At 26.7% G+C, this 25,633-nt stretch carries 30 protein-coding genes and 1 tRNA gene; 22 read left to right on the forward strand and 9 right to left on the reverse strand.

What is annotated here, in order from left to right; genetic code table 11:
- Positions 1-22: 22 nt before the first annotated feature.
- Genes AELL_RS05740 through AELL_RS05755 form a run of 4 tightly spaced genes read right to left on the reverse strand, consistent with a single transcriptional unit; the run spans position 23 to position 2,924 of the window.
- Entirely contained in the window at positions 23-1,117 is a 1,095-nt protein-coding gene (locus AELL_RS05740; protein ID WP_118917028.1) for a YeeE/YedE family protein, read from the reverse strand.
- Positions 1,118-1,119: 2 nt separating this feature from the next.
- On the reverse strand, positions 1,120-1,383 hold the full coding sequence (locus AELL_RS05745; RefSeq protein ID WP_118917029.1) for a hypothetical protein: 264 nt from the start codon (positions 1,381-1,383) through the stop codon (positions 1,120-1,122).
- Between the two features lie 12 nt (positions 1,384-1,395).
- Positions 1,396-2,430 carry a coproporphyrinogen III oxidase gene (locus AELL_RS05750; RefSeq protein WP_118917030.1) on the reverse strand — a complete coding sequence of 345 codons (1,035 nt, stop codon included), beginning with the start codon at positions 2,428-2,430 and terminating at the stop codon, positions 1,396-1,398.
- Entirely contained in the window at positions 2,427-2,924 is a 498-nt protein-coding gene (locus AELL_RS05755; protein ID WP_118917031.1) for a nucleoside 2-deoxyribosyltransferase, read from the reverse strand. Before AELL_RS05755 ends, AELL_RS05750 begins: the two co-directional genes overlap by 4 nt.
- Before the next feature lie 74 nt (positions 2,925-2,998).
- Here AELL_RS05755 and AELL_RS05760 point away from each other — a divergent pair, with 74 nt between their 5' ends.
- Together AELL_RS05760 and metX are read left to right on the forward strand one after the other, a co-directional pair.
- Positions 2,999-3,448 (forward strand): protein tyrosine phosphatase family protein, encoded by a 450-nt coding sequence (locus AELL_RS05760; RefSeq protein WP_118917032.1) that lies wholly within the window; start codon positions 2,999-3,001, stop codon positions 3,446-3,448.
- 66 nt (positions 3,449-3,514) lie between these two features.
- Positions 3,515-4,621: a homoserine O-acetyltransferase MetX gene (gene metX / locus AELL_RS05765; protein WP_118918623.1), complete on the forward strand. Its 1,107-nt coding sequence runs from the start codon at positions 3,515-3,517 to the stop codon at positions 4,619-4,621.
- On the opposite strand, the gene AELL_RS05770 is transcribed toward metX, so the two are convergent.
- On the reverse strand, positions 4,622-6,226 hold the full coding sequence (locus AELL_RS05770; RefSeq protein ID WP_118917033.1) for a Na/Pi cotransporter family protein: 1,605 nt from the start codon (positions 6,224-6,226) through the stop codon (positions 4,622-4,624). It lies immediately after the preceding gene.
- Between the two features lie 89 nt (positions 6,227-6,315).
- On the opposite strand from AELL_RS05770, the gene xseB reads away from it, so the two are divergent.
- On the forward strand, positions 6,316-6,504 hold the full coding sequence (xseB, locus tag AELL_RS05775) for an exodeoxyribonuclease VII small subunit (protein ID WP_118917034.1): 189 nt from the start codon (positions 6,316-6,318) through the stop codon (positions 6,502-6,504).
- A gap of 5 nt (positions 6,505-6,509) precedes the next feature.
- On the opposite strand, the gene AELL_RS05780 is transcribed toward xseB, so the two are convergent.
- Positions 6,510-7,304, reverse strand: a complete 795-nt coding sequence (locus AELL_RS05780; RefSeq protein WP_118917035.1) for a polysaccharide deacetylase family protein — start codon at positions 7,302-7,304, stop codon at positions 6,510-6,512.
- Positions 7,305-7,452: 148 nt separating this feature from the next.
- Between AELL_RS05780 and AELL_RS05785 the strand changes: the two genes are divergently transcribed.
- The 18 genes from AELL_RS05785 to AELL_RS05865 all read left to right on the forward strand — a co-directional run bounded on the left by AELL_RS05785 (position 7,453) and on the right by AELL_RS05865 (position 21,700).
- Positions 7,453-8,136 (forward strand): HesA/MoeB/ThiF family protein, encoded by a 684-nt coding sequence (locus AELL_RS05785; protein WP_118917036.1) that lies wholly within the window; start codon positions 7,453-7,455, stop codon positions 8,134-8,136.
- Positions 8,137-8,763 (forward strand): LysE family translocator, encoded by a 627-nt coding sequence (locus tag AELL_RS05790; protein WP_118917037.1) that lies wholly within the window; start codon positions 8,137-8,139, stop codon positions 8,761-8,763.
- A 73-nt stretch (positions 8,764-8,836) separates the two neighbouring features.
- On the forward strand, positions 8,837-12,082 hold the full coding sequence (carB, locus tag AELL_RS05795) for a carbamoyl-phosphate synthase large subunit (protein WP_118917038.1): 3,246 nt from the start codon (positions 8,837-8,839) through the stop codon (positions 12,080-12,082).
- 2 nt (positions 12,083-12,084) lie between these two features.
- A complete protein-coding gene (locus tag AELL_RS05800) occupies positions 12,085-12,528 on the forward strand; it encodes a Sua5 YciO YrdC YwlC family protein (protein WP_118917039.1) in 444 nt (147 codons plus the stop codon).
- A gap of 71 nt (positions 12,529-12,599) precedes the next feature.
- Positions 12,600-12,675: transfer RNA gene (locus AELL_RS05805), tRNA-Glu, on the forward strand.
- A gap of 474 nt (positions 12,676-13,149) precedes the next feature.
- The gene (locus tag AELL_RS05810; RefSeq protein WP_118917040.1) at positions 13,150-13,383 is read left to right on the forward strand and encodes a helix-turn-helix domain-containing protein; all 234 of its coding nucleotides are present in this window, start codon (positions 13,150-13,152) and stop codon (positions 13,381-13,383) included.
- Positions 13,384-13,499: 116 nt separating this feature from the next.
- Positions 13,500-14,138: a phage replisome organizer N-terminal domain-containing protein gene (locus AELL_RS05815; RefSeq protein WP_118917041.1), complete on the forward strand. Its 639-nt coding sequence runs from the start codon at positions 13,500-13,502 to the stop codon at positions 14,136-14,138.
- Positions 14,135-14,431, forward strand: a complete 297-nt coding sequence (locus tag AELL_RS05820; RefSeq protein ID WP_118917042.1) for a hypothetical protein — start codon at positions 14,135-14,137, stop codon at positions 14,429-14,431. Before AELL_RS05815 ends, AELL_RS05820 begins: the two co-directional genes overlap by 4 nt.
- Complete coding sequence (locus AELL_RS05825) at positions 14,432-15,313, forward strand: type IV secretion system protein (protein WP_118917043.1); 882 nt, start codon at positions 14,432-14,434, stop codon at positions 15,311-15,313.
- Complete coding sequence (locus AELL_RS14405; RefSeq protein ID WP_268878300.1) at positions 15,297-15,431, forward strand: hypothetical protein; 135 nt, start codon at positions 15,297-15,299, stop codon at positions 15,429-15,431. The genes AELL_RS05825 and AELL_RS14405 overlap by 17 nt, the downstream gene beginning before the upstream one ends.
- An 11-nt stretch (positions 15,432-15,442) precedes the next feature.
- Complete coding sequence (locus tag AELL_RS05830; protein ID WP_118917044.1) at positions 15,443-15,772, forward strand: hypothetical protein; 330 nt, start codon at positions 15,443-15,445, stop codon at positions 15,770-15,772.
- 11 nt (positions 15,773-15,783) lie between these two features.
- On the forward strand, positions 15,784-16,038 hold the full coding sequence (locus tag AELL_RS05835; protein ID WP_118917045.1) for a hypothetical protein: 255 nt from the start codon (positions 15,784-15,786) through the stop codon (positions 16,036-16,038).
- Positions 16,039-16,221: 183 nt separating this feature from the next.
- Positions 16,222-17,550: a plasmid recombination protein gene (locus AELL_RS05840; protein ID WP_118917046.1), complete on the forward strand. Its 1,329-nt coding sequence runs from the start codon at positions 16,222-16,224 to the stop codon at positions 17,548-17,550.
- A gap of 345 nt (positions 17,551-17,895) precedes the next feature.
- Positions 17,896-18,228, forward strand: coding sequence for a hypothetical protein (locus tag AELL_RS05845; protein ID WP_118917047.1), 333 nt, complete (start codon positions 17,896-17,898; stop codon positions 18,226-18,228).
- 46 nt (positions 18,229-18,274) lie between these two features.
- Positions 18,275-18,958, forward strand: a complete 684-nt coding sequence (locus tag AELL_RS05850; RefSeq protein ID WP_118917048.1) for a cobalamin B12-binding domain-containing protein — start codon at positions 18,275-18,277, stop codon at positions 18,956-18,958.
- 148 nt (positions 18,959-19,106) lie between these two features.
- Positions 19,107-19,865 carry a flagellar motor stator protein MotA gene (gene motA, locus AELL_RS05855; RefSeq protein ID WP_118917049.1) on the forward strand — a complete coding sequence of 253 codons (759 nt, stop codon included), beginning with the start codon at positions 19,107-19,109 and terminating at the stop codon, positions 19,863-19,865.
- 2 nt (positions 19,866-19,867) lie between these two features.
- A complete protein-coding gene (motB, locus tag AELL_RS05860) occupies positions 19,868-20,605 on the forward strand; it encodes a flagellar motor protein MotB (protein ID WP_118917050.1) in 738 nt (245 codons plus the stop codon).
- 27 nt (positions 20,606-20,632) lie between these two features.
- A complete protein-coding gene (locus AELL_RS05865) occupies positions 20,633-21,700 on the forward strand; it encodes a DUF475 domain-containing protein (RefSeq protein ID WP_118917051.1) in 1,068 nt (355 codons plus the stop codon).
- A gap of 32 nt (positions 21,701-21,732) precedes the next feature.
- Here the strand turns inward: AELL_RS05865 and AELL_RS05870 are convergent, their stop codons facing one another.
- Positions 21,733-21,936: a Sec-independent protein translocase subunit TatA/TatB gene (locus AELL_RS05870; protein WP_118917052.1), complete on the reverse strand. Its 204-nt coding sequence runs from the start codon at positions 21,934-21,936 to the stop codon at positions 21,733-21,735.
- 266 nt (positions 21,937-22,202) lie between these two features.
- On the opposite strand from AELL_RS05870, the gene nhaD reads away from it, so the two are divergent.
- Positions 22,203-23,588 (forward strand): sodium:proton antiporter NhaD, encoded by a 1,386-nt coding sequence (gene nhaD, locus AELL_RS05875; RefSeq protein WP_118917053.1) that lies wholly within the window; start codon positions 22,203-22,205, stop codon positions 23,586-23,588.
- A gap of 22 nt (positions 23,589-23,610) precedes the next feature.
- Here nhaD and AELL_RS05880 read toward each other — a convergent pair whose 3' ends face one another.
- Positions 23,611-24,411, reverse strand: a complete 801-nt coding sequence (locus tag AELL_RS05880) for an ion transporter (RefSeq protein ID WP_118917054.1) — start codon at positions 24,409-24,411, stop codon at positions 23,611-23,613.
- A gap of 74 nt (positions 24,412-24,485) precedes the next feature.
- Positions 24,486-25,598, reverse strand: a complete 1,113-nt coding sequence (locus tag AELL_RS05885; protein ID WP_164967227.1) for a response regulator — start codon at positions 25,596-25,598, stop codon at positions 24,486-24,488.
- Between the last annotated feature and the right edge of the window lie 35 nt (positions 25,599-25,633).

Below are 25,633 nucleotides of genomic sequence, written 5' to 3' on the forward strand. Positions count from 1 at the left end.
TTAAACCCTTTTTTTATCTCTGTTAAATCTGGAAATCAACAGGTTTATTCTCTTTTTCATCATTCCATTCAAAAATAAAACACATAGGTAGTTTTTCATATTTGTTTAAAATTTTAGCAGTTATTAAAGCAGAGATAAAAATAGAAATAATCGCTAAAGCTGAAGCAAAAGCAAGTGTTGAAAGCCCAGTTAAACCTTGTCCAACTGTACAACCTATTGCCATTATTCCACCAGTTCCCATTAAAGCTCCACCAATCATATTGTATTTTACTTTGTTGATATTTTTATTTGCAGTACATCCAAAACTATATTTTTTGTTAAAAAATGACATAATAAAAGTTCCAGCTAATACACCAACAACCATACTAATACCAAAAGTTACTTCATTTACTTGATAATAAGTAAATAATTCTAATGTTTTTGCAGTTGGATATACAAAACTAATTCCTACTAATTCTATTTGTCTTTCCATGCTTTCTTGCCCAATATGACCGCTTACAAACCAAGCAGCACTAACAAGAAGACCTATTAATACACCATCTATTAAAGTAAATACTCTTTTTAGTTTTTTATTTACAGTAAAAAATAGAATAACAAATAATATTGCTAAAACAACATAAATATTCATTTGAGTATTTGAAATATATGAAGATATACTTATTAAAAATTCATTATTAATAAAAGGGTTAAATATATCATATAATAGTCCTTTTGTTGTTGCATATGCAAAAATAGCAATAAAAATAAGCGTAATTAAGGCATTTGTATCACCTTGGCCATATTTTACTAAACTTCTACTACTACAACCGTCAGCTATCATCATTCCACTACCAAATAATAATCCACCTAAAATTATTGCAAAATAGTTGATATTACTTTTAAAATAATTTGTTTGTGTTAAATCTAATTCAAAATGATTTGATATTAAAGTTGTAGATATTATTGCTACAATCATTGCCATAATAACAGAAGCTGCTCTTTTAGTAGATTTAATTAAAATATAATCCTTTATTGAACCACTAAAACAAAATTGATTTTTTTGTGCGATTATTCCAAAGGCTATACCAATAATAAGTCCTAAAATATTGACTATTTCATAAATTTCTAAATCAAACATTCTTATACCTCGTCATCTTCTGCTCTCATATCTTCTAAATCTTGAAGGATATTTACAGCATCTTCTAAAGATAATTGATTTCTTTCAATATGAAGTAAAACTTCATCATAAAATTTTTTTACATCTAACATATAATCTAATTCTATTTTATAATCTTCATTATCTTTATTTTTTGAAATTAATTTATCTAAAGCTTTTATCTCTTCATTTACTTCAACTAAAACGTCTGTTCTTAAAAGTTTTTCTAATTCTTCTATTTTATTCATTTTCTATTCCTTTTATTTTATATGATTATCAACAGTTGTTGGAATAATATTCCCACTTGCTTGATATTTTAACGAATCTGGAAACTCTTTATAGTGATTTCTTACTACATTTGCTAAGTTTTCTTTTGTTATTGTATCAATTAAACCATTATCATTTATGTTTTCAATTATTTTTATAAGTAACTTATCTTGTGGATTTGGAACTTTTTCTATCCAAGATTCTAAAAGTTTTTTATTTACAAATTTTGGAAGTGAGCCCATAATTCCAATATCATTTTCATTATGAACTAAAAGTCCAGAAGTTGTACCTCTATCCAAAGTTAAAACTTGGAATAGATATAAAGTATGATAATCAAGTTGTTTTTTAATATCTTGAACACTAAATGTTTGTCTATTTAAAAAAGCATTTTTTAAAATCAAAATATATCTATCAATTACAATTTCACCAAAATTTAATGCATATGAAAAATCTTTTTCTTTATCATTTGTTTTATAATTTTCTAAATAAAAATGAGAAATTCCTCTATGTCTATTTAATGCAGGAATAAAAAAGTATTTTTCACCTTGTTTTACACCTTCTTCAAAACTCTCTTTTGAAGCCTCTTTTAAGGCTTTCTCAAAAACTTTTTTATCTTCAAGATTTTCAATACTTGGATTTAGATCAGCCATAATTCGCCAATATGAATTTCCATCTTTTAAAATAGTTAAACTAATATGAATATGAATTGATGGTAGGTTTGGATTTTTTGGATGAATTATAGTTGAAATTGCAGTTGCACTATCCAAACTTTTTGTTGAATCATTTTCATAATGAACTTGTGATACATTAACGCTTGCTCTATTAAAAAATATTTCATCTCTTGCTTCAAATCTACTTCCCCCACCAAAAGTTCCACCATTTCTTAACCAAATAACTTCTTCAAATTTTTTATTTTCCCCATATTTTTCACTTAAATCATTTAGTTTTTCTACAAATCTTGTTTGTAAACTTCTAACTAATTCATAAGCTTTTTTAGCATCAGGGGATGAAGCAAAAATTAAACTCATTTACAAATCTCCTTTAAACAATCTTCAAATTCTCCAAATACCATCTTTTCTATACTACAAGCAATCATTAAATTTATAGGGTAATCAAAATCCTCAATAACTCTATTTTCTAAATCATAAGTTACATCATCTATAACATTTTTTTCATCTTTTGAAAAACTATCTATATAATTTTGCTCTTTTTTCATATAACCATATACTTTTTTTCCTAATGCAGTTGCATAACCACATTCCCAAACTGTTCCACTGTCTGCTTCTTTTCCTCTAAATGAGTTTAAATTTGCAATAACAATATCGCATTGATTTATCAAGTTTACATTAGCTTTAAAAATATCTTGTGCAATTTTTCTTTTTTCTTGATTGAAATCTACGATATTATCTAGTGGATATAAACCTTCAAATCCATAGTTTTTGCAAAGTTGTACATACTTTTTGCCAATCTCTATGGAATTACTTTCAAAAACATCAAATCCTGCTATATATATCTTTTTCATGGGCTAATTATATATAAATTTACTTATGAATAAGAAAGAAAATCTTACAATGATAAAAAAGCAAAGGAGCATATATGAAAAATATTTTAAATTACATCAAAATTAATGAACTTATTTCAACTTCTGGTCAGCCAAAAATAGAAGAGTTTGATTTGATAAAAGATGAAGGTTTTGAAGTAGTTATTAATTTAGCTTTATGTAATGCTTCTAATGCTATAGAAAATGAGGATAAAGTTGTAACAAATCTTGGAATGAGTTATTTTCATATTCCTGTAGATTTTGAAAATCCAAAAGCTAGTGATTTAAAACTTTTTATAAATGTAATGCAATCACTTGGAGCAAATAAAGTTTGGGTACATTGTGCGAAAAATTATAGAGTTAGTGCCTTTATGTATGTTTATCATAAATATGTTTTAAAAACTCCTTTTGAGAATATTGATTTATCAATATTTAATATTTGGAATCCAGATAAAACTTGGCAAGAGTTGATGAAAATAACTCTTGAAGATTTATACAAAGCTTAATAAATAGCTTTCTTATGATAGTTTAGATAGACTATCAAGCTTAAAATAAAAGAGTTGGGAAAAGTTTTGAAGATAGAAACAAAAGTAGAAAAATTCAATGAACCTTTATATTTAGAAAGTGGAAGACTTTTAGAAAAATTTGAAATAATATATGAAACTTATGGTGAGTTAAATGAAGATAAATCAAATGTAATTGTTATTTGCCACGCACTTTCAGGAAGTCATCACGCAGCTGGTCGATATGCAGATGAAGCAAAGCCAGGTTGGTGGGATAAATTTATAGGTGATGGAAAAGCAATAGATACAACAAAATATTTTGTGATTTGTTCAAATAATATTGGAAGTTCTTATGGTTCAACAAATCCAATGAGCATAGACCCTTCAACAAAAAAAGAGTATAGATTAAAATTTCCTGTTTTAGCAATTTCTGATATTGTAAAAGCTCAAATGAAACTATATAAAAGATTAGGCATTTCAAATGCAGTTGCAGTTATTGGTGGAAGTATGGGAGGAATGCAAGCACTTTGTTATGCAATAGAGTATCCAACTTTTGCTAAAGAGATTATAGCTCTTGCAACAACTGCATATACAAGACCGTGGGCAATTGCTTTTAATAAAATAGGAATTGAAGCAATTAGACACGACCCAATTTTTAAAAATGGAAATTATGCTAAAGATGATTTAAAAGCTTTAGGACTTCCTGGACTTGCTATTGGAAGAATGGCAGGATTAATCTGTTATTTAAGTCCAAACTTATTTAATAAAAAATTTGGAAGAGATTATGCCTCAACAGATGGATTATATGAACTTTTTGGAAGATTTGAAGTAGAAAAATATTTAGAATATAATGCTTATAGTTTCCCAAAATATTTTGACCCACTTTCATATTTATATATTTGTAAAACAATGAATATATTTGATGCGGGAAGAAATAAAGATAAAATAGAAGACTCTTTTGATAAAGTTCAAGCAAATTTACATTTAATTGCTTTTAGTGATGATATGCTATTTTTCCCTGAAGAGATGGAAGAAATACGAGATATTATGGTAAAACTTGGACGAGAAAATCAAGTTACATATAAATTAATACAGAGTCAATCAGGACATGATTCATTTTTAGTTGAAGTTGAAAAATTTGAAAATCATGTTAGAGAAATTTTAAAAGATAAATAGTTATTTACCAGATGAAAGAATAGCTTTATGGATATAATAGTTTATTCGATAGATATGAATACTTACACGATGTAACCATCTAATAGCTTCTAATCTATCTGAACCATCTGGAACATCAAGCTCTCCTGTTGCAATTTTATTTGCAATATCTTCTCTATATTTTTGATTCATTTTTTCTATATCTATTGTTAGTTTTTTACTATTTTTAATTATATTATTCCAGTCATTTGTCTTTTGAGCAAGAATACTATTTAGAATATTTGTATAAAATTGTTTTAAAATACTTTCTAATTCCAAAATATTTTTAGCACAAATAATTCTCTCTTCTTCCTCTTCACATCTTTCATGTAATCTTTGAAGATGGTCAATTGAATGAATTAAATCAACCAAATATGCCCAATCAGGACTATCTTTTTGTTTGATATGAATTTTATCTATAAATTCATGGGTGATATTTAATATATCTTGAACCTCTTTCATATCCATTCTTTTATAGTCTGATTTTTCATTTAATAAAGTTTCAATATGTTTTAATATGATTATGTACTCTTTAATAATAGTTTGTAATGTAACATTTAAAGCAATTTTGGGTTCTTTTAAAAACTCTTCATTAAAATTATTTATATCATTGTTAGATTTATCTTTTATTATATTTTTTATAAACAGAGCAAATATATTTGTAAATGGTAAAATTAGTAAAACACTTATAATATTAAATGAACTATGAAATGCAACCAATGAAATTTGTGAGTTTTCTAAAATAAAACCAGGTTTTATATATTCTAAAATAGTTATAAAAGGTGTAATAAACATAAAAGCAAATATTGCACTTAAACAATTGTAAATTACATGAGAAAATCCTGTTCTTTTTGCATTTATATTTCCACCAATTGTGGCCATCGCTGCTGTTATTGTTGTTCCTACATCCATACCAATAACTAAAGCTGCTGCTTGTTCAAAATTAACTGCACCACCATAAAGAAGAGTTAATGTCATCGCAATTCCAGCACTTGAAGCTTGGGTAATCATAGTAATTAAAATACCTATACTTATAAGTATTAGCCTTCCAGAAAAAGAATCACTAGGTAGAATATTTGGAGTTAAAATATTTTCAAAACCTTTAACTGCCTCTTGCATAGTATCAATACCAACAAATATTAGCCCAAATCCAGCTATTGCAAAACCAATTGAAGCAAGATTTTCTTTTGCAAAAAGTTTTAAAATCGCACCTAAAAAAATAAAAGGTAAAACTATTGTTCCTAAATCAAATTTGAATCCAAATATAGCAACTATCCAACCTGTAAAAGTACTTCCAATATTTGCACCAAAAATAATACCTAAAGATTGAGAAAAGCTGATAATCCCTGCACCTACAAAACCAACAGCTGCAACTGTGGTGGCACTTGAAGATTGTAATAAAGTGGTCATAATTGCACCACTTAAGGCTCCACTATATGGGCTTTTTGTAAAATGTAACATGGCATTTCTTAATGTATCACCTGCAAGTGACTGTAAACCTTTTGTCATGATTATTAAACCAATCAAAAAAATACCAAGTCCACCAAGAAGAGTAACAATAATAATTAACTTTGAAAAATCTATCATGTTAACACCAATGTTTTTTTTAGTTTACAAGTTCTTTTATTAATTATTGATATAATAAACAATTATATAAATAATAATGAGGATATTAAATGAATGAAGAGATTAGTTTTGAAGAAAAAGTTATAAAGGCAAAAGAACTTTTAGAAAAATTATCAAATCCACAAATAACACTTAGTGATTCAATAAAACTTTATAAAACAGGTATCAAAGAGTTAGAAGATGCGCAAAAACTTCTTGACGAAGCTAAGCTTATCTTCTTAGTTGAAAACAAAAATTAATCTGATTATTTTAAAGAATAATCAGATAATTTAACAAACGTAAAACCTTCTGCTTTTAATTTTTTAATAACTCTAATAATTCCTTCTCTTGTATAAGATTCAGGATGATTAAAATGAACTATTGCAATTTCCCCACCTTTAACATCTTCAAAAGCTTTTTCGATTTTTTTAGCTGTATATGTTGCTCCAGCATCGCCTAAAACAGAAAAACCAACAACTTCTTGTTTTAAACTATTTGCAATTTTAACAGCAACTTCATCATAATATGCAGTTCCTGAACGGAAATATTTAGGTCTTTTATTTGTTAATTCTTCAATTTTTCTTGCATTCAATTCTATTTCATCAACAAGTTCTGAAATATTTGCTGTACCATTTATTCCATAAACAGATTTTCCTTCAACAGAAGCTGGTTTATGTAAATGTCCATGATTCCCAATTTCAAATAGTGAATTTGAAGCTAGTGATTTAAAATTCTCAAGATTTTGATCAATCCATCTTCCATTTACAAATAAAGTCGCAGGAATTTTCTCTTTTTCTAAATATGCAATTAAATGCTTATCATATCCCATTCCACCTTCTGTTCCACAAGCATCCATTGTAAGAGCAATAATTTTTTTATTAGTATTTAGCTTTGTTTTTACACCTTTTACTTTTTCTCCCCACTCTTTAGGAATTTGTTTTTCATATTTTTTCTCAATAGATTGTTTTAACTTTTCATAATCATTTGAAGGATTAGTTGAAGCAGAGTTAGCACTTAATGCTAAAAGAGATAGTGATAAAAAAATTGAAAATTTTTTCATTTGTTGCCTTGTATTGATTTCTTTTTTATAATATGTAATTATAGATTAGGAATACTTGATTTTAGTCATAGTTTTTTAATTATAATTTGATATTATTACAAAATGATATAAAAATAATAATCTTTACTAATAAACTAAGGAATAAATAATGCAAAATGAATTTAATGAATATTTTAATAGACAAATAAAACTTTGGGGAGAAGAGGTACAAAATTCACTTCAAAATAAAAAAATAGCGATTATTGGAAGTGGAGGTTTAGGATGTACACTTGGAATTGCACTTGGAGCATCTGGAATTGGTGAGTTTGCATTTATTGATTTTGATACAGTTGGAGTTCATAATATTCATAGACAAATAGGTTTTAAAGTAGGGGATGATGGAAAATATAAAGCTGATGTTTTAAAAGAATTAATTGAATCAAGATGTCCATATACTAAAGTGACAGCTTATAAAGAGAGTTTTGATGATTTTGCAAAAAGAGATTTAGAATTTGATTTAATCATTGATGCAACAGATAATCTTCCAACAAGAGCTGCTATTAATGAATATTGTATGAAAAAACAACAACCTTGGATTTATGGAAGTGTTGAAGAATTTCATGGTCAAGTTTGTTTTTTTGAAAAAGCCTCTTATGAAGCAGTTTTTCAAATAAATGATAGAAAACCAAACGGAATCGCTTGTCCTATTGTTATGCATATAGGTTCACTTCAAGCAAATTTAGCTTTAAGATATTTAGCTGGTTTAGAAGTGAAAAAAGATGTTTTATACTATCTATCTTTTGATAATGAAGGTATTTTAAATACAAAAAAATTTAATCTTCCAAAAGCATAAATGTTAGATTTAGAAATTTTAAGTGCATTTTTTATAACTTCTATATTACTTGCACTTGTTCCTGGACCTGATAATCTATTTGTATTAACTCAATCAATGTTACAAGGTAAAAAAGCTGGTTTTATAGTAGTTTTAGGACTTTGTACAGGATTGTTATTTCATACATTTATGGTAGTTATGGGAGTTTCTGTACTTTTTCAAACTTCAATAATTGCTTTTACATTTTTAAAAATAATTGGAGCACTTTATCTTTTATATCTTGCTTGGCAATTATTTAAAAGTTCAAATTCTAAAATAGAAACAAAAAAATCACATTTGATTGAGTATAAAAAACTCTATTTTAAAGGGATTTTTATGAACATAACAAATCCTAAAGTATCTCTATTCTTTTTAGCATTTTTGCCACAATTTACAAATATAAATTTAGGGAATATCTCTTTTCAAATGTTAGTTTTAGGAATATTATTTATTCTTTCAACTATTTTAGTTTTTGGCTTAATTGCTTTTTTTTCAGAAAAATTGGCAAAAAATTTTAATAAATCAAATAACTTTCAAAATATTTTGAATAAATTTACAAGTTTTATATTTGTTGTATTAGCAATAAAACTCTTAATTACAAAACAGTAACAGCATAACCCAATCTTAAGCCCTTTTTAGATACACTATCCAAATTTTATACAAAAGATATGGGGAATTTTTTATGCCAAAAAGAGAAGATATAAAGTCTATTTTACTTATTGGTTCTGGACCAATTGTAATTGGTCAAGCGTGTGAGTTCGATTATTCAGGAACTCAAGCTACTAAAACGCTAAAAGAACTTGGATATAGAGTTGTTTTAATAAATTCAAATCCAGCTACGATTATGACAGATCCTGAGTTCGCTGATAAAACATATATTGAACCAATTACAGAAGAAGTTGTTGCAAAAATAATTAAAAAAGAAAATATTGATGCTATTTTACCAACAATGGGTGGGCAAACAGCACTAAATGTTGCAACATCTATGTATGATAAAGGTATGTTAGAAGGTATTCACTTTTTAGGAGCAAATCCTGAAGCTATTAAAAAAGGTGAAGATAGACATCTTTTTAACGAAGCAATGAAAAAAATTGGTATGGATTTACCAAGAAGTGAAAATGCATATAATTTAGAAGAAGCTATCAAAGTTGTAAAAGAGATTGGATTTCCAGTAATTTCAAGAGCTTCATTTACACTTGCTGGTGGTGGTTCAGGTGTTGCTTATAATATGGATGAATTTAAAAAATTGGCAGCAGCTGGTTTAGAAGCAAGTCCTATTAATGAAATCGAAATTATGGAATCTATGCTTGGGTGGAAAGAGTATGAGATGGAAGTTATTAGAGACCACAAAGATAACTGTATTATCGTATGTTCTATTGAAAACTTAGACCCAATGGGAGTTCATACCGGAGATTCTATCACTATTGCACCTGCTCTTACTCTTACAGATAAAGAGTATCAAGATATGAGAAACGCATCTTTTGCAATTCTTAGAGAAATTGGTGTTGATACTGGTGGTTCAAATGTTCAATTCTCAATTTGTCCAAATACTGGAAGAATGATTGTAATTGAGATGAATCCAAGGGTTTCAAGATCATCTGCACTTGCTTCAAAAGCTACTGGATATCCTATTGCAAAAGTAGCAACTTTATTAGCTGTTGGATTTACTCTTGATGAAATTACAAATGATATCACAGGAACTGCTGCTTCATTTGAACCTGTAATTGACTATATTGTTACAAAAGTTCCAAGATTTACTTTTGAAAAATTCCCTAAAGCTGATTCTACTTTAACTACTTCTATGAAATCTGTTGGTGAAGCAATGGCTATTGGAAGAACGTTTAATGAATCTATTCAAAAAGCTCTTTGTTCAATGGAAACTGGTCTTATTGGATTTGATAGAATTTTAGATAAAGATTTAGATTTTATTAAAAAAGAGATTAGAAGACCAAATGATAAAAGACTTTTATATCTAATGGAAGGTATGAGACAAGGTTTATCAAATGAAGAGATTTTTGAGTTATCAAAAATTGATCCTTGGTTCTTAACTAAATTTAGAGAACTTCATGATTTAGAAAAATCAATTAATGAATCAATATTAACTGATGAAAATTTCATGAGAAAAATTAAAACAAATGGATTTAGCGATAAAATGATTGCTAAATTAATAGGTAAAACAGAAGAAGATGTTTATCAAGCAAGAAAAACTTTAGATGTTGATTTTGAATACAATGAAGTTGATACTTGTGCGGCTGAATTTAAAGCTTTAACACCATATTTATACTCTACAACAAATATTACAAAATTACCAAAAGTTTCTAAAACAGAATCAAACGAGAAAAAAGTTATGATTATTGGTGGTGGACCAAATAGAATTGGTCAAGGTATTGAGTTTGACTATTGTTGTGTACATGCATCATTTGCTTTAAATGAAATGGGTGTAAAAACAATTATGTATAACTGCAACCCAGAAACAGTTTCAACTGATTATGATACATCAGATATTTTATACTTTGAACCAATTGATTTTGAACATGTTAGAAGTGTTGTTGAAAAAGAGAATCCAGATGGTGTTATCGTTCATTTTGGTGGACAAACTCCATTAAAATTAGCAAATGCTTTAACAAAAGCAGGAGCAAAAATCATTGGAACAACTGCAGAAGTTATTGATTTAGCAGAAGATAGAAAAAAATTCTCAGCATTTGTTGAAAATATTGGATTATTACAACCAGATAATGGAACAGCTGTTGAAGTTGAAGAAGCAATAGAAATTGCTGAAAAAATCGGATATCCAGTTCTTGTTAGACCATCATTCGTTCTTGGTGGAAGAGGTATGAGAATTGTTTATTCAACTGATGAATTAAAACAATATATGGATGAAGCAGTTTCTGTTTCAAATGATGCACCTGTATTAATTGACAAATTCCTTGATAGAGCAATTGAGCTTGATGTTGATTGTATTTGTGATGGAAAAGAAGTTTACATTGGTGGAATTATGCAACATATTGAAGAAGCTGGAATTCACTCAGGTGACTCTGCTTGTTCATTACCTCCTGTTTCTATTAGTGATGATTTAATTAAAGAATTAGAAACTAAAACAAAAGAGATGGCTTTAGGTCTTGGTGTTGTAGGTTTAATGAATACTCAATACGCAATTCATAAAGGACAAATTTATTTAATTGAAGTAAATCCAAGAGCTTCTAGAACAGTTCCATTTGTATCTAAAGCAACAGGAATGCCACTAGCTAAAGTTGCAACTAGAGTTATGTGGGGTGAAACTTTAAGAGATGCTTTAAAAGTATATGATAAAGATATTGTTACTGAAAATAATGGTGTATTAAAACCAAAATTAAAAAATCATGTTGCAGTAAAAGAAGCTGTTTTCCCATTCAATAAATTAAATGGTGCAGATTTACTTTTAAGTCCAGAGATGAAATCAACTGGTGAAGTTATGGGTATTTCTGATAACTTTGGTATGGCATTTGCAAAATCTCAAAGTGCAGCTAAAAATAATCTTCCAAAAGAAGGAAAAGTATTTATTTCATTATGTGATTTAGATAAAGAATTTGCTCCAAGTATTGCTAAAGGTCTAACTGAAAATGGATTTACAATCGTTGCAACTGGTGGAACTTATAAAATTATTGCTGAATCAGGTGTAGATTGTGAAAAAGTATTAAAAGTTAGTGAAGGAAGACCAAATATTATTGATTTACTTACTAATGGTGATATTTCAATGGCTATTAATACAAGTGAAGCTAAAGAATCATCAAAAGATGATGGTAAAGAGATTAGAAGATCTGTATTAAGAATGAATGTACCATATTTTACAACTGTAGCTGCTGCAAATGCTGCTGTTGAAGCAATTAAAGTTTTAAAAACAAACGATGTTTCAACTCCAAAATCAATTCAAGAGTTTTTAAACGATTAATAATGAACTCTGATTTAATTTATCTTGTTCAAACAGATACAACTGTAGGTTTCTCATCATCAAGTGATGAGAAACTTTCACTTCTAAAACAAAGACCTCTTACAAAAAAAATACTCAATACTGTTGATTCTTTCTCAACACTAAATAAGAATACTAGAATTCCTAAAGAGTTTAGAAAGAAAGTTAGAAATAGTAAAAAAACAACATTTATTTATCCAAATGGTATGTCTTTCCGTGTTGTAGAAAAGAGTTCTAAATTTTATGATTTTATACATAAATTTGGTGTTTTATATTCAACATCAGCAAATAAAACAGGTAAAAATTTTGATAGAGAATTTGCAATAAGTGGTGCAGAAATTATAGTTGAAGATAAAAGAGGTTTTTATGAAACTACAGCTTCAACAATTATAAAGTTAGGTAAAAAATCATTTAAGAAATTACGATAGAATCACTATTTGATAATAGACTTTAAGCAAAAACAAACTCAAACTAAATTATAATTTCAATCTTCATTTTTGACCCTGTCGTCTAGAGGCCAAGGACGTCTGGATTTCCTCCAGAACACGCAAGTTCGAATCTTGCTGGGGTCGCCATTGATTTAAAGGGCTTTTTAAGTTTTATTAGATTTTACTATTTCCCACTTATTTCCCACTAAATTATTAAAATATAATATTTTAAATTAAAAAACATCTAATTATCAAAGTTACTTTTATATTTCTAAATTTAAGTTCATTTCAATTTATTACACTCACATTAATAAAATACAAAATTAATATTAATCTCAACATCAAAATGTAAAAAATAACAAAAAATAGCAAAAATTTCTGAATAAAAAATCTTCAATAAAATCAAATTTCCAAAAAGTTTTAAAATTTATCTTAGATAGTCTAATTTATCGGTCTTTTTAGTAGTTTTGAGTGAGTCAAAAATGCGTATATTTAGTATGCACTTATTTTAAGTATTAAAGCACATCTTCTGATTTGACATATAGAATTTTTAATGTTTATAATTTCATGTTTCAAATAATTATGAAATAAATACAATCTTTATAATAAAGGAGTTTTTCTATGAATTTACAAGAGCTAAATTCAATTTTACCACCAGAGCAAAGAAAACAAGCTTGCTTAAATCAGACTCAAGTTTCACAACTTTTAGGTGTATCTTCAAGTACCTTAGCAAACTGGAGAGCAGAGGGCATTTCTCTAGAATACATAAAAGTAGGAAAGGGTAAAAGTAGGGTTATGTATTTGAAAACAAAATTAGTAGAATTTTTGAATTCTAATCAAATTAAAGTTAGTTAGTTGTCCACTTTTAAAAAGTTTTGGCGAACGCTAAAAGTGGACTTATCCAATGTGTTGGACAACTGAATTATAGTCAGTATGTCCTTATTTACTATTGAAAAGTAAGAAGGTAAAGTATGTCAATAAAAAAATACTATTGGTTAAAATTAAAAGAAACATTTTTTTCAGATTTGAGAATAAAAAAATTGAGAAAAATGGCGGGTGGAGATACCTATACTATAATTTTCCAAAAAATTATGCTTCTAAGTCTAAAAGATAATGGGCTTATCAAGTTCCAAAATATAGAACAAAACTTACAAAAAGAGTTAGCATTAATACTAGATGAAGATGAAGATAATTTAATTGTAACTCTAGGTTTTTTAACTCAAACTAACATTCTAGAAAAAAAAGATGAAAGAACTTTTTACATTCCTTTAGTTGCAGAACTTACTGGTGTTGAAACAGATTTTGCAAGAAAAAAAAGAGAATATAGAGAAAGACAAAAAAAAGACAATGTCCTCCCCATGTCCGACAAGAGAAAAGAGATAGAGAAAAGAGATAGAGAAAGAGAAGATATACAAGAAGATATACAAGAAGATATCAAAAAACTTTCAATGTTTTCTTCTTTAACTGCAATTGAAATGTCAAATGTTGATATTGAAAAATTAGATGTCAGCGAAGCTACTATTAATTATCTAAAAAAACATTCATTATCAGAAGTTGTTAATTATGCTGTGGATCATGAAGATTATTTATTAAAGGAAATACTACAATGAATCATCTAAGCAAAAAACAATTACAAGAGAAGATATTGGAATTGGAAAAAGAAAGAGCTAGCTTAATCAGCTTATATTTAGCATCAGATAATTTGATAAAAGATTCAAAAGCTTATATTACAGATTTACTAACTACTCGAATGGAACTTGAAGAGGAGATTAAAAATCTAAAAAGTTATATAAAAACACCTTTTAGCGCTAAAGATGAATTTGAAAAAATAAAATTAGAATTAAGAAAATTAGAGGAGAATAAAAAGGGAGAAAATCCTGATAATTGGCGAAAGGAAATCTAAATGGAACAAAATATTTTTAAATATCTGATATCCATATTCGAAAATGTAACTGGAGATATTCAGAATGGCTTGTATCAAAGTTCGAAAGCGATTTTTGATAACGGATTTTTTAATATTGCTTTTGCTTTTGCAATAATTTATATCGGCTTTATGATTGCTTTTAAAAAATTTGGAAGTGAAGAAATTGCATATAAATCAATATGGACTATATTGGTTTTTTCAACTGTAAAAATGTTATTAATAAATCATTCTGTATATCAGAACTTAATTGATATTTTTAATTTACCAAGAGAAACATTTACAACAGCAATACATAGTTTAATTAGAAAAGCTAATAATTCAGCTGATATTGAAAATATCATCAATTCATTGTACAGCGCACAAACATTAATTACTAAAAGTATTTTTGATAAAGGAGGTATTACAGATATTGCTCCTTTTATTTATGGAATTATTGTTTGGTTTTCGGGGTCTTTATTGATGTTAGTGATTATTTTAAATACTGTTTTTTCAATCTTTTTAAGTGAGATTGTTTTAGCTTTATTACCTCTTATTTTACCTACATTAATTTGGAAAAAGACGGAATATGTATTTTTTTCATGGGTAAAGCTTTATATATCTATTTCTCTGTATGCTCCGTTTACAATACTTTTCGGTTTAGTATCAATAAAAGTAGTTGATTTAACTATGGTAACAGCTAAGGCAATAGATACAAGTTTTGAACAAAATATACAATATATTTTAGTTTTAATTTTAGCTCAAGGTTTAGTAATTATTGCGGTTTTTAAAATACCAAACATTATTAACCAGTTAATAGGAAGCTCAAATGAGGGAAGCAGTTTAACAAGTGGTGTAGGGTGGAGCTATGGTAAGCACATTTAGTAAATATACGGGATTAAAGTTTGCTGGTCAAGCGATTAATAAAACAGCAAAAAGTGCAGGTGTAGCAATAGTAAATAGGGTAAAAGATACATTGGCAAATAAAGTGCAAATTAGATAGGAGAGTAGAGCATGAAAGCTAACAGAATATTCAATTACGATGAAATAAAGTCGATTTTAAGCGCTTATAATAATCATCTGAAAGAGTTTGATTTATCAAAACCATTAGTTACAAAAATTGACTTATTGTGTTGGGGCAAAACCAATAACTTGGTGGTTTTTTTCAAAACTGATAATATCAAATTTAAAAGTAGTGTATTTTTTAATGAAGATTATTGTGCTAGAGATAAAAGTATTTGTTTTAAGAATTTAGAGCTGACTGGTAGAGAACTAGAACTATTTATTTCTCGGACGAAGAGAGGCTATCTAAACATTCAAAATGCAAAGCTTTTAGAAATATAAAAAGGAAAATCATGAATAAGAATTATACAATAGAAGAGTTAATTAAAAAAAATGAAACATCAAGAAATGAGAATTTGAAAATAGAAAATATGATTCTGAAAGCTGAAATTTCAAAATTATTCGACCAAAATTTATTTTTGAGTAGCGCTTTAGCTGACATGGCAGAACTGGCAAGAAAATCAATATGTATAGATGAAGATGAAATTGAATTACTTACAGAAACGATTGAAAAACAAAATATAAAACGCAGAGCAGAGCGTGAGTGAATTGAATGTGTGATAAAAATTGGGAGATTGATTTCTCCCTTTTATTTCTATACCCTTGTGGTATGTAAAACTATAAATAGACTAAGTCTATTGGATAGTGCGCACTATCCAATTGAAATTGTAATTTAGTTGCTTCTACCACAAGGGTAGATTCTTTTTATAAAAAAGGGAGGAGTTTTTCTAATGAGTTTTGAATATGAATTAGAAGATGAATTTGAAAAAAATAGTGGAACACCAACTCCAAAAGGTGGATTTAAAACTTCAAAAAATGATTATGAAAATACTACAAATAATTTCGCTGGCGAAAAAAATAAATTAAATTCTTCAAGTAAAAAAGTTGCAAAATCTTCTATAAATTTTCAAAAAGTAAATATCCATGCTTTTAAACATAATGCTAGAGAAGAAGAAAAAAAAGCTAATACAATCTTTGAAGAATATACAAAAGATAATGAGTTTGATATTGGCTCAAAAGAGGCATTGACAAAGTTTAATGAAATGTATAAAAAGGCAAAAGAAAATAGATTAGAAAAAGGACTAAATAAAACAGCTGATAAAAAAAATACTTTATGGGAAGCAATAGTAAATTTAAAAACAGAGCATAAGTTAGATGATGTTTTAGAACTCGCAAAAAAGATTGAAAAAGAAACTGGCTTTCAAACAATTCAAGTTGCAATTCATAAAGATGAAGGTCAAGAAAAAGATGGAAAACTAATTAGAAAAAATCATCATGCTCATATAAGTTTTTTTACACTTGATAAAGAAACAGGGCAACAAATGTATAGAAGAGAGCATATGAATAGAACTAAGCTTATAAAGCTTCAAGATATTGTTGCTGAACACTTAGGAATGGAGAGAGGAGAACGTGGAAGTAAAGCAAAAAGATTAGGTCATAAAGAGTACAAAGTTGTTATGAAAGAGAAAGAAGAGTATTTAGAAAAACTTAGATTATTAAAATTAGCAATAAACAATCAAAGGGAAGAGTTAAAAGAACAAAAAGCAACTAGACCAGAGTATGCAAAGCTAGAGCAAGTAAATAAAGATTTAAAACAGCAATTAGAACTTAAAGAGCTAAGTTTAGAAGATTTAAAACAATTAATAGATGAAAAAGTTAAAACAATAAATATTCAAAATGAAAAATTAACTAAACTGGAGCAAAAAGAAAGAGATACAACTTTAACAGTAAAAGGGGAAATTTTAAAAGAGAGGGTTACTATCTCAAAAGGAATACTAAAAAAAGAAGATCGATATATTTATCATACTGAAAGTGTAGATAACTTTATTGTAAAATCAAAGAATAAAGAAGAAGAACTTAATCGTAAAGTTGAACAACTAGAAAAAAATAATGATATTTTACAAGAGAAAGCTAATCAATATGAGAGATTTAAAGTATTTGCAAAGGCATATTTTAAAACAGCTGACTTTGATAAAGTAAAAGAGCTTATAAAAGAGAAAATGCCTAGAATAGACGTTATAAAGACTAATGATAAAGATAGAGGATTTGAAAGAGATTAATAAAAAGTATTTTAGTGATATAAATTTCACTTTAGTGAGTTAAAATTAATAATTACTCACTAAAATATTTCTCCTTAATTTTTAAAAGTATAAGAAATATTACAAAATGTAATATTTCTTGTTATTAATTATTTTTTATTGTATTATGTCAAAAATAAATTAAAAGGTGAAAGAGTGAATAGTTTATATTTCAAAATAATTAAGTTATTAGCAAAAAATGAGTATGAATTAAAAGCTAGATATTAGCCAGCTTTAATATTTACTCTTATTTTTGAAGTAGCAATTGTTTCAAAATATTATCCAATTTTAGGATTAGGTTGGTTAGATTTATTAAAAATTCCATTAGTGGTTTTTTCGGCTTTATTTATTGCATTACTTCCAAAATTTTGTGCAACAACAATTTCAGGTTATATTCAAACACTATATTGGGATAAATTTGGTAATACAATTATTAAATATATTCAAAAAAGTAAGAATAAAGTATATCGTGATCTATTAGAAATATTTGATTGTGAAGATAAACTAATATCAAATATGTTAATGATAACAAGAGAAGATAAATTATTATTTCCAAAAAATATTTTTTATGGTTTTATGAGAAATTTTAGTTTTCTAATTTTTATATTTTTGATGATTAATTTATATTATTTTGATTATTTTATTATAGAAAATTTATAACCATGAAGATTTTAAATTAAATGCCCAAGAAACAAAAAAAATAGTTGTGAATAATAAATATCAAGAGCTATTTGAAGAACTTTTATCTAATTTATTAAATGGTCAAAAGAATAATTTTTATGATTTAGTTCAAAAAAACTTAAAACTTTTTGATAATAATATTTTTCTTTTTATTCAAGAGTTAATAAATCCTTTGATGTATAAAGTTGGTCAACTTTGGCAACTAAACGAGTTAAGTGTAGCAAAAGAGCATTTGGCTAGTTCTTTAATTGATGATGTGATTAATTATTATATAAAAGATAATCTTTTTCTTGATATTGATAAACCAAAAGTAATTATCTCAACTGTAGGTGATGAATTACATAATTTGGGAATAAAAATTGTAGGAAAATTTCTCGAAAGTAATGGATTTAGTGTAAAAAATCTAGGTTCAAAATTATCAAATAAAGAGTTGATAAATTCAATTTATGAACTAAAACCTGATTTAGTAATTTTAAGTGTAACCCTTCCTTCAAATGTTGCAACTTTGCAACAAATAGTAAAAGAGTTAAAAAGTGATTATAATCTTTTTTTGGGAAAAATAATTATTGGTGGACAAGGATTATTTGTAAATAATAAAATGATTTCCATAAAAGAGGCTGATTTTTGTAGTAAAAATTTGGAAGATTTAAAAATATTTCTGAAAACTTTAAATTACAGCATAAAAAATGAGATGGAAGAGATTATTTAATATATTTTATAATAATTTTAAAAAATAATTTTTTTAAATGCCATCAAATCAATGTTGAAATAAAATTATTATTTTATTTAACTTAATAATTAAGAAATGAATTTTAGGATAGTATTGTATATCTTAAAGAAAATTTGTAGGACATAAGATGGATTTAACTGTACTTATTGGGATAATTGGGGCTATTGCATCTATTTCTATTGGTGATATATTAGAAGGTGGTAATCCAGTTCACGTTGTTCATATTACATCTTTAATAATCGTTATTCCAACAGCAATGTTTGCAGCAGCAGCAGCTTGTGAAACTTCAGCTATAAAAGCAGCTTTTATTGAATTAAAAATGGTTTTTAAACAATTACCAATTGATTTTGAAAGTAGAATTGATGAATTAGTTGAGTATTCAATTTTAGTTAAAAAAAATGGAGTTCTTTCTTTAGAAAAATATCTTGAAGAAATAGATGATGAATTTCTAAAAGAAGCAATGAATATGGTTGTTGATGGTTCTAAAGAAGAACAAATAGAAGAATCTTTAGATGCAATTATTGAAGAAACAGAACACTATTATCACAGTGCATCTCACTATTGGATATTAGCAGCTGAAACATCACCAACTATTGGATTAATTGGTGCAGTTCTTGGACTAATCTTAGCTTTACAAAGATTAGATAATCCAGCAGAAATGGCAGCAGGAATTGCAGGTGCATTTACAGCAACAGTTACAGGAATTGCAGCATCTTATGTTTTCTTTGGTCCATGGGGAAATAAAATGAGAGCTAAAGCTCGTACAATTATAAAAGAAAAAGAGATAATTTTATATGCAGCAAAAGCTATTGTAAGAGGTGATGCTCCAGGTGAATTGAAGTTAAAATTAACTAAATTAATAACAGTTATGCCCTTAAGAAGTTAAAAATGGCAAGAAGACGACGAAAAAAATGTGAATGTCCTTCTGGCGAAAAATGGGCAGTTCCATATGCAGATTTTTTGAGTTTATTACTTGCATTATTTATTGCTCTTTATGCTTTAGCTTCTGTAAATGTAGAAAAACAAAAGGCTTTAAAAGAAGAGTTTTTTAAAATCTTTAATTTACATGTAGATACAAGTTCTATGGTAGATAGAGAAAAAATTTCTCAAGCGATTGCAGAAAATAATGCAAATATGGATGATGCTAAAGATACTTTTGCACAAATAAATTCAAAGTTAAATGATTTAGAAACTAAAAATGCAAATGATGGAAACTTTGAAGAAAGAATAAACGGGGCATTGATGTCGATACCTGCGCAACTTTTATTTGAAGATGGTAGAGCTGATATAAAAAGTAAAGATGCAACTGTATTTTTCTCAAGATTGGCTAAAATAATAACTGTTTTACCTAAAGATACACAAATAAATGTAAAGGGTTATGCTGAAGATTATGAAATTAAAGGCTCAAAGTATAAAGATGCTTTAGATTTATCAACAGCAAGAGCAAATAATGTAATTAGAGAATTATTAAAGTATGATATTCCAGCTGAAAAATTATATTCAAGTGGTTTTGGTTCAACAAAACTTTCTGAAATTAAAGATAGAAAAGCTGTTGAATTTGAATTTAAAACAACAAAACAGTTTGTTAAAGAGCATACTATTGATGATTTGTTAAAAGATAATTAGAAATTTTTAGTTTAAAGGAAGTGTGATTTGAAAGAAAAATCTATAGTTTCATATTTTTATGGATTTTTTGTAGTTTGGTTTATTGCTAGTTTATTACTCTATTTTTATGGTGGAATATTTGCAGTTTATCAAGGTACAATTTTATCAGTTCTTGAATTATCTTTATCTTTTGATAATGCAGTTGTAAATGCCACAATTTTGGCAACAATGGCTGTTGTTTGGAGACAAAGATTTCTTGTTTGGGGTATGATTATTGCTGTTTTTGGAGTAAGATTTATATTTCCTATTTTCATAGTATATTTTTCAACATCAATGAATTTAGTTGATTCATTTAATCTAGCAATAACTAATCCAGATGAGTATGAAAAAATAATAGAGAGTTCTCATCATGTGATTATGTCTTTTGGTGGGATGTTTTTATTGATGTTATTTTTGAAGTTTTTATTTGACGCAAACAAAGATTTACATTGGATAAAATATATTGAAAATTTTGCAACAAAAATATCAAAAAAAGGTGATATAAAAATTATATTTATTCTTTTTTTGATGTTAGGAATTACATATTTTGCACCAAATGAAGTAGTAATGGGCGATGAAATGGCAGTTGTAAATAAGATAGAAATACTTGCACCTATGTTAATTGGAATGATTGCTTTTTATTTAATAGAGTTTTTTAAAGATTTTATGGAAAAAAATAAAGAAGAAAAAGATTCTAAAGTTACTCAATTAAGTGGTGGTTTTATCTCTTTTATTTATCTTGAGATTATTGATATGTCATTTTCATTAGATGGAGTTTTAGGTGCTTTTGCAGTTACTCAAAATATTGTTATTATTATGTTAGGACTTGGAATTGGTGCGATGGCTGTTAGGTCTTTAACTATATACATGGTTGAAAAAGATGTTGTAACAAAATATATCTATCTTGAACATGGAGCTATGTGGTCTATTGGTTTTTTATCTTTTTCTATGATAATACAGATTTTTCACCATCTTCCATCAATGTTTGTTACAACTTTAGCAATTGTTCCAATTTCACTTGCCTTTATTCAATCAATTTATAAAAATAGACAATTTATTTTAGATAGTGAAAAATAATTATTAAAATATTTGGTTAAAAACCAAATATTTTATATTTTTCTTTCTTCATTTTTTGTTTGTACTGTTTTTGTATCTGCTTGTAATTCAGTATCATCATCACTTATTGCTTTTTTAAAGTTTTTAATTCCACTTCCTAAACCTTTTGCTAATTCAGGTATTTTTTTACCACCAAAAAGTAAAAGTATTACAACCATAATTACAACTAATTGCATTCCACTTGGCATATGAAACATTTTTTTCTCCTAAAGATATTTGAAAAATTATAGCTTATTTTTAGAAATTTTAATCAATAGATTTTAGATTTTTATTCAAAATAATAAAGCATTAATTAAATATAAATATAGCACTAAATAACAATAATTTTAGCACAAAATAAAAAGACCTAATTTGTAAATTAAAATACAATACGTTTCAAAATTCTTGAAAAAGAATCATCTTTTGTAAAATCTTTATAGGGGTTAAAATTAAAGAATTTACATAAAAAACAAAAAGGAAACAAATGCTAAAAATCTTTTTAGGATTATTTTTAACTATGTTGCATCTCTTTGCAAGTAGTTCACAAAGTGTAAGTGAAGTTTTTCCAGATATAACTATGACTTGGGTTGGAATTAGTTCTTTAGTTATATTTGTAATTGGTTACTATTTTATAGCAGCTGAAGATAAATATCATGTTGATAAAGCAAAACCAGCTTTATTTATTGGAACATTTATGTTTATGTTGATTGGTTTATATTACGTATTAAATGATTTAGATATAAATATTTTAAGTAATGATATGAATCATTTGATTTTAGAAATAGCAGGGATTTTCTTCTTTTTATACGTTGCTATGACTTATATTGAAACTTTAATTTCAATGGGAGTATTTGATAGACTAAAATATAATCTAATCTCAAAAGGTTATACATATAGAAAACTATTTTGGGTAACTGGATTTTTAGCATTTTTTATCTCTCCAATTGCTGATAACTTAACAACTGCGCTTATTTTATCTACGGTTTTAATTACAATTGATAAGAATAAAAAAGAGTTTTTAGTACCAGGTGCTATAAATATTGTTGTAGCTGCAAATGCAGGTGGTGCTTGGTCTCCATTTGGTGATATTACAACTTTAATGGTTTGGACAGCAGGAAAGGGTGTATTTACTGATTTCTTCTATTTATTCCCAGCTTCATTTATAGGGTTTATTGTAACTTCATTTTTACTTTCAAGATTTGTTCCAAATAGTAAACCTGCATTTGATATTTCAAAAGAGACAAAACCAGAGTTAATGACAGGTGCAAATATTGTAATTGCTCTTGGAATTTTAACAATTATTTTAGCTGTTATTTCTCATCAAGTTTTCCATTTTCCAGCAATGTGGGGGATGTTATTTGGTCTTGCTTTACTAAAACTTTATACAATTAGAATTGTTAAAAAATATAATAGTCCTTTAAATATTTTTCACTCAATTGCAAAAATAGAAAATAATACTTTACTTTTCTTTTTTGGTATTTTAGCAGCAGTTGGAGCTTTATATTTTATTGGTTGGTTAGGTTTAGCAGTTGTTGTTTATGAACCTGAAATGTTAGGGGCAACTTGGGCAAATATTGCTGTTGGACTTTTATCAGCAGTTGTAGATAATGTTCCTGTTATGAGTGCTGTTTTAAAAGCAAATCCTCAAATGGGACTAGACCAATGGATGCTTGTAACTATGACAGCTGGAATTGGAGGTTCATTAATCTCTTTTGGAAGTGCAGCTGGTGTTGGAGTTATGGGAAAAATGCCTGGAGTTTATACTTTTGCAAGTCATATGAAATATGCTTGGACAGTATTTATAGGATATGTTGTTTCTGTAGCTATTTGGTATTTACAATACGAAATTTTACAAATTAGTCATTTATAAAAAATAAATAAGGTTTTAAACCTTATTTATTTAACTCTTTTATCATAGTTTTTAATTCAACGATTTCTTCTCTTAATTTTTTCACTTCTTCATGGATATGTGTTTCGTTTATATGTACTTCACTTATAATATTTTCTTCTTCTTTTGCATTTAAAATAGCCATTGCATCAACGATAATAGCAACTACTAAGTTTATCATTACAAATGTTGTAATAAAAATAAATGGTACGAAAAAAATCCAAGCATATGGATGAATATCCATAATTGGTCGTACAATTCCCATAGACCAAGATTCTAAAGTCATAATTTGGAATAAACTATAAAAAGATTCTCCTAATGTTCCAAACCATTGTGGGAAAGTTTGAGCAAAAAGATGTGTTGCCATAATTGCAAAAACATAGAAAAATAGAACCATCAATGCAACAACACTTAACATTCCTGGAATTACACTAATTAGTGCTGAAACAATTTTTCTCATTTGAGGAACAACTGTAATTAATCTAAATAATCTTAAAACTCTTAAAACCCTTAATATTTCAAATCCTGGATTTAAAGGAACCAATGAAATTGCAACTATTGTAAAATCAAAAAGACTCCAAGGGTCTTTGAAAAATGAGCTTTTGTGAACATAAATTCTAAGTATTATTTCTATTGTAAAAATAGTAATAACAATTTGATTAAAAAGGTTTGTAAAATTTCCAAAACTTGTCATAAAATCTTTTGAAGTTTCTAAACCCATTGTAATACCATTTAAAATGATTAAATAAGTAATGAATTTTGTGAAAAATCCACTTTCTATGAAAGTTTTTATATTTTGATACATATTACTCCTACTTTTGGTTAAAATTTTTTTGCAATAATAACCAAAAATTTGTTAAGTAAATATGTATTTAAAATTTAATAAGTAATATCTTTTAATTCCATAATAATCTCTTTTATTCTAAATGAAATATAACTATCTAAAATTTCATAATCTTGTTTGTTAAGTTTAAATCTTAAAAGAATTTTTTCTCCATCAGCAGTAGAATAAATCTCTTTTACAAAAGCTGTAGTTTTTATAATATAGTTTAGATTATTACTGTTTTTTTGATTGATATTACAATTAATTGAGATTTTAACATTTGAGTGAATTTTTAAATCAGGAATTAAATCTTTTGAAAGACATAAAACATGATTGATTGAGATATTTACAATATCAATTTTGATTAGTTTCTTATTTAATTCTATTATAACATTTGAACCTTTTTTAGGGTCAACTCTTGGAGTTTTTCTATGATGTACATATGAATCTATTAAATTGTTATATTTTAGATGAATCTCATCTTTTTCAAGGTCAACAAATTGTGTAGTTGTTAATATTTCAACTCCTAAATGAATAGATGAAATAACAACTTGATTATCTTTTTTCATGGTTCTTAGTTGAGTATTGTCTGCTTTCATTTTAATTATTTGTTCATCAAATTCTAAAATTTGTGCAGCTCTTATAATAGCTATTCCTTTAAAATGGTTAACTAAATTTAATTTTGCTTCTTCCTCTTTTAGAAAATTTAAACAATCAATTACATCAAATTTATTTTTATTTTCATTAAATTTGTGGCTATTATTAAGTAAAAGTCGTCTAACTGATATTTTTAGAAAATCTTTTAAATCTTGTTCATTACTATTAAAAGACATAAAACCTGTAACATTATATTTAAAACATTTTATTAATATATGATAATCAACATATTTTGAAAAAAGAATAATTTTAATTAAAGGATTGATTTTATGAATCTCTTTTATAAACAAAAATGTAGATTCAATATCGATTACTTCGTTATCAAGTAATAAAATATCAAAATTATTTTCATTTAAGTCTATTAGAAACTCTTCTTGAGAATCATAGTTTTTTACATTTTTAAAGATAGATTGAAGATAATCGTTGTATTTATCTGTTATGGAAGAGTTTTTTTCAATAATAACTAAATCTAATTTTTTTGTAAAATAAGTTAATAAAAAAACATTTAACACAAGGTATCCTAAAATAAAATTCTAACACAAAAGAT

Source organism: Arcobacter ellisii, assembly GCF_003544915.1.
GTDB lineage: Bacteria > Campylobacterota > Campylobacteria > Campylobacterales > Arcobacteraceae > Aliarcobacter > Aliarcobacter ellisii.